We start from the raw sequence: 11833 nt of genomic DNA, 5'->3' as shown, positions 1-11833 counted from the left end.
GACAGCCCTCAGGACATCAGACGCCCCGGCTCACCGAGCTCATGTGGAAATCGGGGATGCGCAGCGCGGGCATCGCCGCCCGGGTGAAGTAGTCGCCCCACTCACGCGGCAGCGTCCTCTCCGTACGGCCCGCCTCCGACGCCCGGGACAGCAGCCCCACGGGGGACTCGTTGAACCGGAAGTTGTTCACCTCGCCGACGACCTCTCCGTCCTCGACGAGATAGACCCCGTCACGGGTCAGGCCGGTCAGCAGCAGCGTCGCCGGATCCACCTCCCGGATGTACCAGAGGCAGGTCAGCAGCAGGGCCCGGCCGGTCGTCGCGGCCACCATCTCCTCCAGCGACCGCTCGCCGCCACCGTCCAGGACGAGGTTGTCGACGGCGGGGGCGGCCGGCAGGCCGGTGAGATCCGCGGAGTGACGGGTCGTGGCCAGCCGCTCCAGCCTGCCGTCCCTGATCCAGTCGGTCGGTTCCAGCGGCAGCCCGTTGTCGAAGACCGAGGAGTCGTCCCCCGACGCGTGCGCGATCACGAACGGCGCGGACTCCAGACCCGGCGCGTGCGGATCGCTGCGCAGCGTCAGCGGCAGCTCGGACAGCCGCTCGCCGAGCCGTGTGCCGCCGCCCGGCCGGGAGAAGACCGTCCGGCCCTCCACGGCGTCCCGGGCCCCCGCCGACCAGTACTGGTAGATCAGCAGGTCGGCCACCGCGGTCGGCGGCAGCAGCGTCTCGTAACGCCCCGCGGGCAGCTCGATACGTCGCTCGGCCCAGCCGAGGCGCTTGGCGAGCTCCGCGTCCAGGGCCGCCGGGTCGACGTCCTTGAAGTCGCGGGTGGCCCTGCCCGCCCAGGCGGACCGCGTGCGGTCCGGTGACTTGGCGTTGAGCTCCAGGGTCCCGTTCGGCTGGTCGTGGCGCAGCCGGAGGCCCGTCGACGTGCCGAGATAGGTGGACGTCTGCTGGTGGTGGGCGAAGCCGTACAGCTCACGGCCGCCCGCGCGGGCACGGGCGAAGGCGTCGCCGAGGGCCGGGGCGAAGCCGGCGAAGACGTCGGAGCCGGTCTCGGCCGGCGCCTCGGTGAAGTCCGCGGACGCCGGGACGCCGGAGACCAGCTGCCGGGCGTCCTCCGCGGGCCCCGCGCCGCGGGCGGCGGCCTCGGCGGCCCGCACGAGCGGCTCCAGGTCGCCGGCGGTGACGGCGGAGCGCGACACCACACCGGACGCCGTCCCCTCGGCCCCGTCGACGGTCGCGATCACGGTGAGGCTCCGGCCCCGCGTCACCCCGTTCGTGGTGAGCGCGTTGCCGGCCCAGCGCAGATTCGCGGAGGAGCTCTCGTCCGCGATGACCACGCAGCCGTCGGCGGTGGACAGCTCCAGCGCGCGCTCGACGATCTCGTACGGCTTGCTGACGCGGCTCATCGCCCGCCCTCCTGCGTCGTGTTGAGGATGTTCACGCCTCGGAAGAGCGCGGACGGGCAGCCGTGCGACACGGCCGCGACCTGACCCGGCTGGGCCTTGCCGCAGTTGAACGCGCCCCCGAGGACATACGTCTGCGGGCCGCCGACCTTCTCCATCGAGCCCCAGAAGTCCGTCGTCGTCGCCTGGTAGGCCACGTCCCGCAGCTGGCCCGCGAGCCTGCCGTTCTCGATCCGGAAGAACCGCTGTCCGGTGAACTGAAAATTGTATCGCTGCATGTCGATGGACCAGGACCGGTCGCCGACGACGTAGATGCCGCGCTCCACCCCGCCGATCAGGTCCTCCGTCGACAGCCCGCCCGGATCCGGCTTGAGCGACACGTTCGCCATGCGCTGCACGGGCACGTGCTCCGGCGAATCCGCGTACGCGCACCCGTTGGACCGGCCCAGGCCCGTCAGCTTCGCGATGCGCCGGTCCGTCTGGTAGCCGACCAGCGTCCCGTCCTTCACCAGGTCCCAGGACTGCGCCTCGACGCCCTCGTCGTCGTAACCGATCGTCGCGAGCCCGTGCTCGGCGGTGCGGTCACCGGTCACGTTCATCACGGGGGAGCCGTACGCCAGCTTGCCCAGCTGGTCGAAGGTCGCGAACGACGTGCCCGCGTACGCCGCCTCGTAGCCCAGCGCCCGGTCCAGTTCCGTCGCGTGACCGATGGACTCGTGGATCGTCAGCCAGAGGTTGGACGGGTCGACGACCAGGTCGTACGTCCCCGCCTCGACGCTCGGTGCCCGCATCTTCTCGGCCAGCAGCCCCGGGATGCGCTCCAGTTCGGAGTCCCAGTCCCAGCCGGTGCCGGTGAGGTACTCCCAGCCCCGGCCCGCCGGCGGCGCGATCGTCCGCATCGAGTCGAACTCACCCGTCGTGCCGTCCACGGCGACCGCGGTCAGCTGGGGATGCACCCGCACCCGCTGCTGGGTGGTGACGGTGCCGGCCGTGTCCGCGTAGAACTTGTTCTCGTGGACCGTCATCAGGGAGGCGTCCACGTGCGCGACCCCGTCGGCCGCCAGCAGCCGGGAGCTCCACTCCGCGAGCAGCCCGGCCTTCTCGGTGTCCGGCACATCGAAGGGGTCCCGTTCGTACGCCGACACCCAGGTCCGCTCACCGTGCACCGGCTCGTCGGCCAGCTCCACCCGCTCGTCGGAGCCCGCCGCGGCGATCACCTTGGCCGACAGCTTCGCCATGGCGACGGCCTGCGAGGCCACCTTCGCCGCCGCGTCCATCGTCAGGTCCACCCCGGACGCGAAACCCCACGCCCCGCCGTGCACGACCCGGACCGCGTACCCGATGTCGGTGCTGTCCGACGTCCCGGAGAGCCGGGCGTCCCGCAGCCGCCAGGAGGCGCCCCGCACCCGCTCGAACCGGAAGTCCGCGTGGACGGCGCCCAGCGCGCGGGCCCGGGCGAGCGCCGCGTCGGCGAGGGCGCGCAACGGCAGCGCCAGGAACGATTGGTCTACCTCGTGGGGCACGAAGGCTCCTCTTCTCTTGGACTACTCCGGAGTGAACCATGCACCGGACGGCGTCCGGGCGGCTACACGTTTCCCGAGTCCGCGGGTGCCGCGCCTCTGCGCCCGATGCGCCGAGCAGGGGAGCGCCCTGTCCTGCTGAACCACTCTCCGCCGAGGGTGAGACCGGGTCCGGCCGGATACCGGGTGCGGCTTCACGATTCCGGCCGTCGCGCACCGCGGGGCCACCACTCGGCGGAACCCGAGCGTGGCCAGGCCGCGCGCTCTCGCTCATGGCGCTCCTTCGGCCCCACGTAATCCCGCCCTGACGCCCGTGCCGAGCAGCCCCGTTGGATGCTTCCGCCCGGCCGCAATTGATCGAACCTCAGTTCAATTGCCGTATTGACGTGCGATTTCGTCGGTTGTCGGTCTCTGGGGGTAGTCTCTCCGTCACGCCGGGTTGACGTTCAACTGTGTTGCTGGCGCCGAGCGTTGGGGAGACGGTGCATGGTCGGGTCAGAGTTGTCGCCGGCGGACCACCATGACAAAGAGGTCCGCCAGGTCCTCAAGCAGCTCGTGGCTGACGGCTGGACTCTGCGTAAAGAGGGGCATTGGGGCCGCCTCTACTGCTCCTGTCCCGGAGGGGGCTGCCTCACCATCCCGGTCCCGGGCACGCCGAAGAACCCGGGGCGCGCGGCCCGCAATCTCGCGCGGCGCGCAAAACTCTGCCCGCTCCCGGAGGGCGACCCGCGCCGTGCCCCCGTCGCCGGTGTTGTCGTTTGACAACGCAGGGGTCGTGGGTAAGCCTGCTTTCACAAGGGTGGCGAACCCTGGCGCGCAGGCATGTGACAACACGGCCAAAGGGGGCGAGGGCGAGATGGAGTACGAGTTCCTTTTCGTTGTGGACGGCATCGGCGTGGACGACGACCAGGCGGTCGGTGTCATTTTCGACGAGTTCGACGGACTGCTCACTCAGCACAGGGGCAAGCACTTGCTGGACCTGTCCGAGTCGGGCGACAGCGCCATCGATGCCGCGCACCGCTTGGTCGTACGACTGAGGAGCGCCCTGCCCCAGCTGCGGCTGCTGCGTCTGGACCCGGATCTGGTGGGCGTGTCGGACATCGCCGAGCGGACGGGCCGCAGCCGGCAGAACGTCCTCCAATGGGTGAACGGCGAGCGGCGAGCGGGCGCCGCCGACGTGTTCCCGGACTCCGAGGGCACGGTCGGACGCTCGCTCGTCTGGCGCTGGGCCGAGGTCAACGCCTGGCTGGCCGGTCTCGGTGAGCGGGTCGGCGACGCCGGAGCGACTCGTGAGGACGCCCTGCACATCGACTTCATGCTGCCCCGCTGGCAACAGGTGCTGGACGACGGCTTGCCGATCGTGCGGTTCGTGCACGCCCGGGAGGACGAGCGGTCAGCCGACCGGGCGGGCGTGGCGCGCCTGCTGGAAGGCACTCTCTCCGCCCCTGGCCTGCTGCAGATGATCTCTGCGTTTCCCCGGGCCCAGCGGCAGCGGCTGACCGTGGTCTGCGCCGTGCTGCCGGACCGGCTGAGCGCCGTGGTTTCGAGGACCCGCGAGGACGAGACCTGCGTGCTGCTCGCCTTCCAGGGGACGAAGGACGAGCTTCGGCTCATGCCGATCGCCACCCGGGAGATGCCGGGGTCACGGCCCGTATCGGAACTGGGACTCGGGGATGACGCGACCGTCGGTGACCTGCTGCTGGTCACGGAGAACGGAGCCGTGGAGCCCACCACGCCCGTCGCCCTGGACTGAACACCCCGAGGCTCCACGGAAAGAAGTCGCGCCCCGCGCACGTCGGGTTTCGACATTCCTGGTGTCCGGCTGCCGATCCCGGACGCGTCGGGCGTGTCGCGATGGGGGCGACCCCGGCGACTGTGGGAACCCCACAGTCGCGGCCCGGCGGCGCTGTCAGAGGCCGATTCCCTGGTTGAGCAGGCGTACCGATAGGTTTTCGGTGTACCAGACCGCCAAGGAAAGGGTGATCCGTTGAGCCGCTCGGTTCTCGTCACCGGAGGAAACCGGGGCATCGGCCTCGCCATCGCCCGCGCCTTCGCCGACAACGGCGACAAGGTCGCCGTCACGTACCGCTCGGGGCAGCCGCCGCAGGAGCTCACCGACGCGGGTGTCCTCGCGGTCCGGTGCGACATCACCGACACCGAGCAGGTGGAGCAGGCCTACAAGGAGATCGAGGAGAAGCACGGTCCTGTGGAGGTGCTGGTCGCCAACGCCGGTATCACCAAGGACCAGTTGCTGATGCGGATGTCGGAGGAGGACTTCACGTCCGTGCTCGACACCAACCTCACCGGCACCTTCCGCGTCGTCAAGCGGGCCAACCGCGCGATGCTGCGCGCCAAGAAGGGCCGTGTCGTCCTGATCTCCTCCGTCGTGGGCCTCCTCGGCTCCGGGGGCCAGGCCAACTACGCGGCGTCCAAGGCGGGCCTGGTCGGCTTCGCCCGGTCGCTGGCCCGCGAGCTCGGTTCGCGGAACATCACGTTCAACGTCGTCGCGCCCGGGTTCGTCGACACCGACATGACCCAGGTGCTCACCGACGAGCAGCGCAAGGGCATCGTGGCCCAGGTGCCGCTCGGCCGCTACGCGCAGCCCGCCGAGATCGCGGCCGCGGTGCGCTTCCTCGCGTCCGACGACGCGTCGTACATCACTGGAGCCGTCATCCCCGTTGACGGCGGATTGGGCATGGGTCACTGATCACCATGAGCGGAATTCTCGACGGCAAGCGCATCCTCATCACGGGTGTGCTGATGGAGTCGTCCATCGCTTTCCACACGGCGAAGGTGGCACAGGAACAGGGCGCCGAGGTCATCCTGACGGCCTTCCCCCGGCCGACGCTGACCGAGCGCATCGCCAAGAAGCTCCCGAAGCCCGCCAAGGTCATCGAGCTCGACGTGACCAACGACGAGCACCTGGACCGCCTCGCCGGACTCGTCAAGGACGAGCTCGGCTCGCTGGACGGCGTCGTGCACTCCATCGGCTTCGCGCCCCAGGACGCCCTGGGCGGCAACTTCCTGAACACGCCCTTCGAGTCGGTGGCCACGGCGATGCACGTCTCGGCGTTCTCGCTGAAGTCGCTCGCCATGGCCTGCAAGCCGCTGATGGCCGACGGCGGTTCCATCGTCGGCCTCACCTTCGACGCGCAGTTCGCCTGGCCCCAGTACGACTGGATGGGCCCGGCCAAGGCCGCGCTGGAGGCCACGTCCCGCTACCTCGCCCGCGACCTGGGCAAGGACAGCATCCGCTGCAACCTGATCTCGGCCGGACCGATCGGCTCCATGGCCGCCAAGTCCATCCCGGGCTTCGGCGAGCTGGCGGACGTCTGGAACCACCGCTCCCCGCTGGAGTGGAACATGGCCGACCCGGAGCCGGCCGGCCTCGGTGTCGTCGCCCTCCTCTCGGACTTCTTCCCGAAGACGACGGGCGAGATCATCCACGTCGACGGCGGCGTGCACATGATGGGCGCCTGACCCGCACGCCCCTCGCACACGCCCGACCACGGCCGCGTACCCGCCTCCCCGGCGGCGTCACGCGGCCGTCGCGCGTTCGGGTGAGCGCGCGGACCGCCGGGCCCACGGGCCGTCCCGCGCTCGAGTCGAAAAGATGGCCGCCCCACCGCAGACTGTGGTGAACCGGACTTCTGGTCAGGCTGCGGGGAGGAGGTCGCCGTGCGCTCCACACGTCGCAGGTCCTGGGCCCTGATGGCCGCGGCTGCCGTAGGCCTCGGTCTCCTGGCCCCCGTGGCCGTCAGCGCGTCCGGTCGCGCCGGCGGTGAGCCGGCCGGTGCCTCGGCCCAGCGAACGCCGGACCCCGAGCCGTCGGGCTCCGAATGCCGTACGGCGGTCGAGGGCTCACGGGTGACCGCCTACTGCCACAACCCGCACGCCACCACGGATCTCGTCCGGCTCCACACCGAGTGCGCCCGCTGGTGGGACGTCGACGCGGACGGCGAGGCGGTCGCGGTGCAGCCGGGCCGGACGGTCAAGCTGGAGGACCGCTGCTGGAAAGAGGTCGGCTCGGCCTGGGTCAGCCACTCGGTGACCCCTTAGGACCTCGACCCGCGCTCGGTCGCGCCGTCACCGCCGGACGCGCAGGGTCCGCGTCCGGCACCCCGCTCAGCGCGCCCGCTCGCGCAGGCAGTCCAGCGCGTGGGCGGCGGCCTCCGCGGCGGCGGTCTCCGCGTCACCGGCCCGGATCGCCTCGACCAGCCGCGAGTGGTCCATGAGTTCCTCCGGACGCAGCTCCGGACCCACGTCCTCCCGGAGACAGTCGCGCAGCACGTCGTTCAGGTCGGCGTAGAGCTCCGTCAGCACGTCGTTGTGCGAGGCGGCGACCACCGCGAGGTGCAGCGTCGCGTCGGCTGCGACGAAGGCCTCCGCGTCCCCCGCCGCCCAGGTCGCCCCGCGCCGCGCCATGAGAGCGTCCAGCTGCCGCATGTCCCGCTCCGTGCGCCGAAGGGCTGCGAGGCGGGCCGCCGAGGACTCCAGCGTGGAGCGCAGTTCCGCGACGTGCATGGGGTCGGCGTCCGCGAAGCGCCGGTGCATCACCCCGGCCAGCTCGCTGGTCGCCACGACGTACGTCCCGGAGCCCTGGCGGATGTCCAGCAGCCCGTTGTGCGCCAGGGCGCGCACCGCCTCGCGCACCGTGTTGCGGGCCACGCCCAGCTGCTCGACCAGCTCCGGCTCGGTGGGAATCCGGGACCCCACGGGCCATTCGCCCGAGGTGATCTGATTCCTCAGCTGGGCGATCACCTGGTCGGCGAGTGCCGAACGCCGGGGGGACGTCAGCGCCATGGTGCTCCTTGCTCGTGTGGCGGGCGGTGATCCGGCCCCGCGATCCGGCCCGGACCGGTCCGGGCCGTGGGCCCGGCGGCCCGGGAGGCGCGATCGGTGCGAAGAGCCCGGTCGTCCCCGCACATTGTTCCAGGCGGGGAAGGGAAGGGACCGACTGGACAGTCAATCATCCCATGATTCTATGATGGGTCCCATGCGTCACGACGAGTCCCCGACCCTGAGCCCGGCCGCCACCCCCCTCCGGACCCCGTCCGCCGACGGGCCGTCCCCGTGGGTGCTGCGGATCCTCGTCGTCGGCCTCGTGCTCACCGCCCTCAATCTCCGCCCCGCCATCACCAGCCTCGGCCCCCTCCTCGAAGAGGTCAGGGACGGGCTGCACATGAGCGGCAGCGTGGCCGGTGTCCTCACCTCGGTGCCGCCGCTCTGCTTCGCGGTCTTCGGATTCACCGCACCCCGGCTCGCCCGCCGGTTCGGCCCCAGCGCCGTCGTCTGCGCGGGTATGGCGGCCATCGCCGCGGGGCTGCTGATCCGCCCCTTCGTGGGAGGAACCGCCGGCTTCCTCGCCGCCAGCGCCCTCGCCCTGATGGGCATCGCCGTCAGCAACGTGCTGATGCCCGTCATCGTCAAGCGCTGGTTCCCCGACCGGGTCGGGACCATGACCGGGCTCTACTCGATGGCCCTGGCCCTCGGCACCGCCCTCGCGGCCGCCCTCACCGTCCCCATGACCGACGCCCTGGGCGGCGGCTGGAAGACCGGGCTGGCCGTCTGGGCGGCGCTGGCCGCCGTCGCGGTCGTGCCCTGGGTCCCGTTCCTCAGGGACCGTAAGGACCGGGGCCACACCGCCGGACCCGGCGCCGGGACCCCGCCGCCCCCCGCGCTGCGGATCACCCGGAGCCGGACGTCCTGGGCGCTCGCCTGCTTCTTCGGCCTCCAGGCCACCGCCGCCTACATCACCATGGGCTGGATGCCCCAGATCTTCCGCGACGCCGGGATCCCGGCGGGCACCGCGGGCGTGCTGCTGGCCGTGACCATGGCCATGGGCGTCCCCCTCGCCTTCGTCATCCCCCGGGTCGCCACCCGGCTGCGCACCCAGGGACCGATCGTCCTCGTCCTGAGCGGCTGCGGCCTTCTCGGTTACGCGGGCCTCTACCTCGCCCCGGCAGGCGGCGCCTGGCTGTGGGCTCTGCTCCTCGGCATCGCGAACTGCGCCTTCCCGCTCGCCCTCACCATGATCGGAATGCGGTCCAGGACCGGCGCCGGCGTGGTCAGGCTCTCCGCCTTCGCCCAGTCCACGGGCTATCTGCTGTCGATCCCCGGCCCGCTGCTCGTCGGCGTGCTGTACCAGCACAGTGGCGGCTGGGGCCTGCCGATCGCCCTCATGGCCGGCCTCCTCGTGCCGCAGACGGTGGCCGGGGTGCTCGCCGGCAGGGACCGGACGATCGAGGACGAATGCTGAGGTGCGAGACTGTGCCCATGCCAGTGCTCGATCCGAATCCCCAGAACGGTCAGAAGAAGCTCCTCCTCGTGTTCGGGGCGATGGTGCTCATCTCCCTGGTCATCGCAGTGATCGCCACGATCGCCTCGCCCTGACCCCCGGGGGGTGGGGCCAGCCCCCCTGTCCCCTAGGGGGCCAGGTTCAGGGTCGAGTGGGTGGGTCACCGGATGGGACGGCCACCGCCCGGCCCGTAGGTTCTGGGTGAGACAGCCGAGGACCCACGGAGGCGGACATGCCGGCCCGAACCCACACCCGGACCCACCGCCCCGCACAGGAGCCCATCGAGGTCACCCTGCCGTGGTGGGCGGTCGCGCTGCCCGCCCTGGCGTTCGCGGCGCTCCTCCTGCTGATCCTGGAGCCCGGCCAGGCGCACGCGGCGGCCGGCGACCCCGCACTCGGGCGTCTGCTCGGCCGCATCCTGGCGTTCCTGGCCCTCTGACGGGCGGCGGAACACCCCGCGGAACGCCATCCACCCGTCCAGGGCCGGCACGTCAACTCCCTGCGCCCGGACGTGCAATTCGTGCGAAGCTGAGGTGTATGAGCGCCGATACACCTCGCAGGATCGTCCTTCTCAGGCACGCAAAGGCGGAATGGTCGCAGGAGTCCGACCACGAGCGGCCACTGGCCGAACGGGGCAGGAAGGACGCCCCCGTCGCCGGCCGCAAACTGGCCGATTCGGGCACCGTCATCGATCTGGCACTGTGCTCGACCGCCACCAGGACCCGGGAGACCTGGAAGCTCGCGGTCCACGAGTTCGCGCAGCGCCCCAGGACCGTGTACGAGGAGAGGCTCTACGATGCCTCCCTCGGGGAACTCATCGCCCTGTTCAACGAGACCCCCGACGATGTGAACAACCTGCTGGTCATCGGCCACAATCCCGGCATGCACGGTGCCGCGGACGCACTCGCGGGCGGAGCCGAGGGCGACACGCTCGCCCGTATGACCCGGGACGGCTTCCCGACCGCCGCCTACGCCGTCGTCGAGTTCACCGGCCCCTGGAAGGACCTCGAGCACGGGGTGGGCAGGCTCGTCGAGTACTGGACACCGAACGACTGAGCGCGCACGCACGAGGGCGCCGGCACACGCGATGTGCCGGCGCCCTTCTCCGTGTTGCCGAGGCCCGTACGGACGGGCCCCGCGCGGTCAGTCGACGAGGCCGTCGGCGGCCTCGACCTCCTCGCGGGTGATGCCGAGCAGGTAGAGCACCGTGTCCAGGAACGGGACGTTCACCGCCGTGTGCGCGGCCCGGCGGACGACGGGCTTGGCGTTGAACGCGACGCCCAGGCCGGCCGTGTTCAGCATGTCCAGATCGTTCGCGCCGTCGCCGATCGCCACCGTCTGCGCGAGCGGAACCCCGGCCTGCGCCGCGAAGCTGCGCAGCAGCCGGGCCTTGCCCGCCCGGTCGACGATGTCGCCCACGACCCGGCCGGTCAGCCTGCCGTCGACGACCTCCAGCGTGTTGGCGGAGGCGAAGTCGAGGCCGAGGCGCTCCTTCAGGTCGTCCGTGACCTGGGTGAAACCGCCCGAGACCACACCCACCTGGTAACCGAGCCGCTTCAGCGTACGGATCAACGTGCGGGCGCCGGGCGTCAGCCGTACCTCCGCACGGACCTTCTCCACCACCGACACGTCGAGTCCCGCCAGCAGCGCCACACGGGCGTGCAGGGACTGCTCGAAGTCGAGCTCGCCGCGCATCGCCTGCTCGGTCACGGCCGCGACCTCGGCCTCGCAGCCGGCGTGGGCCGCGAACAGCTCGATGACCTCGTCCTGGATGAGGGTCGAGTCCACGTCCATGACGACGAGGCGCTGCGCCCGGCGGCTGAGCCCGGCCGAGACGACGGCGATGTCCACGCCGATCCCCGCCGCCTCGGTGGCCAGCGCGGTCCGCAGCACTTCGGTCCCGGCGCCGGAGACCGCGAACTCGACCGCGGTGACGGGGTACTTCGCCAGACGGAAGATCCGGTCGATGTTGCCGCCGGTGGAGGTGATCATGGCCGCTATGGCCGCCGTGGACTCCGCGGTGAGCGGATGTCCCAGCACCGTGACATGGGAACGGCCGTCGCCACGAGGCCGGTTGTCGCCCGTACCCGAGATGATCTCGGCCTGGAGCTTCAGCGACTCCGCCCAGCTGTGCACGGTCGCCCGCAGGTCGCCCTCCGTGGTGCCGCCGGGCGCGGGGGAGGTCACCAGCGCGCACAGCACGATGCGCCCACGGGTGACGACCTGCTCGATGTCCACGACGTCCACGGCATACGCCGCCAGGGTGTCGAAGAGCCCGGCGGTGATACCCGGGCGGTCCTTCCCGAAGATCTTGACGAGAAGCGTGGGGGTGTCCCTGCCCGGAGGAGACTCGGGTGACTCAGGAGACCGGGGTGACCGAGGTGGCTGCTGAGGTGCGCTCATGGTGTTCCCACCGTATAGGGCACCCGGGCGGCCCCGAAGCCCGTCCCGAGTGGCGGACAGGACGACGGCCGGATCCGCGCACTCCGGGCGGCGCCGCGGATGGCACGCTCCATCCCCATTCCTCCCCGGACGGCCGACGGGACGCGGAGCCTCCGCGCCGTCTTCACGCCGCCCGGCTTTCCGTGGGGGGACCGGTCCTGGAAT

At 71.5% G+C, this 11833-nt stretch carries 12 protein-coding genes; 8 read left to right on the top strand and 4 right to left on the bottom strand.

Annotation, left to right across the window (positions count from 1 at the left end; translation table 11 throughout):
* Window positions 1-16: 16 nt before the first annotated feature.
* Entirely contained in the window at window positions 17-1411 is a 1395-nt protein-coding gene (locus ACFYY2_RS21325) for a metallopeptidase TldD-related protein (protein ID WP_388745155.1), read from the bottom strand.
* Window positions 1408-2931 (bottom strand): TldD/PmbA family protein, encoded by a 1524-nt coding sequence (locus tag ACFYY2_RS21320; RefSeq protein ID WP_388745153.1) that lies wholly within the window; start codon window positions 2929-2931, stop codon window positions 1408-1410. The genes ACFYY2_RS21325 and ACFYY2_RS21320 overlap by 4 nt, the downstream gene beginning before the upstream one ends.
* 853 nt (window positions 2932-3784) lie before the next feature.
* Between ACFYY2_RS21320 and ACFYY2_RS21315 the strand changes: the two genes are divergently transcribed.
* From ACFYY2_RS21315 to ACFYY2_RS21300, 4 genes are all read left to right on the top strand, one after another.
* Window positions 3785-4681 (top strand): helix-turn-helix transcriptional regulator, encoded by an 897-nt coding sequence (locus tag ACFYY2_RS21315; protein WP_388745151.1) that lies wholly within the window; start codon window positions 3785-3787, stop codon window positions 4679-4681.
* A 234-nt stretch (window positions 4682-4915) separates the two neighbouring features.
* A complete protein-coding gene (gene fabG, locus ACFYY2_RS21310) occupies window positions 4916-5635 on the top strand; it encodes a 3-oxoacyl-[acyl-carrier-protein] reductase (protein ID WP_388745149.1) in 720 nt (239 codons plus the stop codon).
* 5 nt (window positions 5636-5640) lie between these two features.
* Complete coding sequence (gene fabI / locus ACFYY2_RS21305) at window positions 5641-6408, top strand: enoyl-ACP reductase FabI (protein WP_388745147.1); 768 nt, start codon at window positions 5641-5643, stop codon at window positions 6406-6408.
* A 198-nt stretch (window positions 6409-6606) separates the two neighbouring features.
* On the top strand, window positions 6607-6987 hold the full coding sequence (locus ACFYY2_RS21300) for a hypothetical protein (RefSeq protein ID WP_388745145.1): 381 nt from the start codon (window positions 6607-6609) through the stop codon (window positions 6985-6987).
* Window positions 6988-7053: 66 nt separating this feature from the next.
* Here ACFYY2_RS21300 and ACFYY2_RS21295 read toward each other — a convergent pair whose 3' ends face one another.
* On the bottom strand, window positions 7054-7731 hold the full coding sequence (locus ACFYY2_RS21295) for a FadR/GntR family transcriptional regulator (protein WP_388745143.1): 678 nt from the start codon (window positions 7729-7731) through the stop codon (window positions 7054-7056).
* Window positions 7732-7924: 193 nt separating this feature from the next.
* Between ACFYY2_RS21295 and ACFYY2_RS21290 the strand changes: the two genes are divergently transcribed.
* The 4 genes from ACFYY2_RS21290 (at window position 7925) to ACFYY2_RS21275 (ending at window position 10282) form a co-directional block, all read left to right on the top strand.
* The gene (locus ACFYY2_RS21290; protein ID WP_388745141.1) at window positions 7925-9187 is read left to right on the top strand and encodes a CynX/NimT family MFS transporter; all 1263 of its coding nucleotides are present in this window, start codon (window positions 7925-7927) and stop codon (window positions 9185-9187) included.
* Window positions 9188-9204: 17 nt separating this feature from the next.
* Entirely contained in the window at window positions 9205-9321 is a 117-nt protein-coding gene (locus ACFYY2_RS21285) for an SGM_5486 family transporter-associated protein (RefSeq protein WP_388745139.1), read from the top strand.
* A gap of 137 nt (window positions 9322-9458) precedes the next feature.
* On the top strand, window positions 9459-9665 hold the full coding sequence (locus ACFYY2_RS21280; RefSeq protein WP_388745137.1) for a hypothetical protein: 207 nt from the start codon (window positions 9459-9461) through the stop codon (window positions 9663-9665).
* A gap of 98 nt (window positions 9666-9763) precedes the next feature.
* Window positions 9764-10282 (top strand): SixA phosphatase family protein, encoded by a 519-nt coding sequence (locus ACFYY2_RS21275; RefSeq protein WP_388745135.1) that lies wholly within the window; start codon window positions 9764-9766, stop codon window positions 10280-10282.
* A gap of 87 nt (window positions 10283-10369) precedes the next feature.
* Here the strand turns inward: ACFYY2_RS21275 and serB are convergent, their stop codons facing one another.
* Entirely contained in the window at window positions 10370-11629 is a 1260-nt protein-coding gene (serB, locus tag ACFYY2_RS21270; protein ID WP_388745133.1) for a phosphoserine phosphatase SerB, read from the bottom strand.
* Window positions 11630-11833: the final 204 nt, after the last annotated feature.

The organism is Streptomyces sp. NPDC001822, assembly GCF_042892135.1.
GTDB lineage: Bacteria > Actinomycetota > Actinomycetes > Streptomycetales > Streptomycetaceae > Streptomyces.
The sequence above is the reverse complement of the archived record's forward strand: the minus strand, read 5'-3'. Positions and strand labels throughout refer to the sequence as shown.

Bases quoted from the DNA above. Each gene is read 5' to 3' on its own strand.
- ACFYY2_RS21325 (WP_388745155.1), bottom strand. From the start codon at position 1,411: ATGAGCCGCGTCAGCAAGCCGTACGAGATCGTCGAGCGCGCGCTGGAG.
- ACFYY2_RS21315 (WP_388745151.1), top strand. From the start codon at position 3,785: ATGGAGTACGAGTTCCTTTTCGTTGTGGACGGCATCGGCGTGGACGAC.
- fabI (WP_388745147.1), top strand. From the start codon at position 5,641: ATGAGCGGAATTCTCGACGGCAAGCGCATCCTCATCACGGGTGTGCTG.
- ACFYY2_RS21295 (WP_388745143.1), bottom strand. From the start codon at position 7,731: ATGGCGCTGACGTCCCCCCGGCGTTCGGCACTCGCCGACCAGGTGATC.
- ACFYY2_RS21290 (WP_388745141.1), top strand. From the start codon at position 7,925: ATGCGTCACGACGAGTCCCCGACCCTGAGCCCGGCCGCCACCCCCCTC.
- ACFYY2_RS21285 (WP_388745139.1), top strand. From the start codon at position 9,205: ATGCCAGTGCTCGATCCGAATCCCCAGAACGGTCAGAAGAAGCTCCTC.
- ACFYY2_RS21280 (WP_388745137.1), top strand. From the start codon at position 9,459: ATGCCGGCCCGAACCCACACCCGGACCCACCGCCCCGCACAGGAGCCC.
- ACFYY2_RS21275 (WP_388745135.1), top strand. From the start codon at position 9,764: ATGAGCGCCGATACACCTCGCAGGATCGTCCTTCTCAGGCACGCAAAG.
- serB (WP_388745133.1), bottom strand. From the start codon at position 11,629: ATGAGCGCACCTCAGCAGCCACCTCGGTCACCCCGGTCTCCTGAGTCA.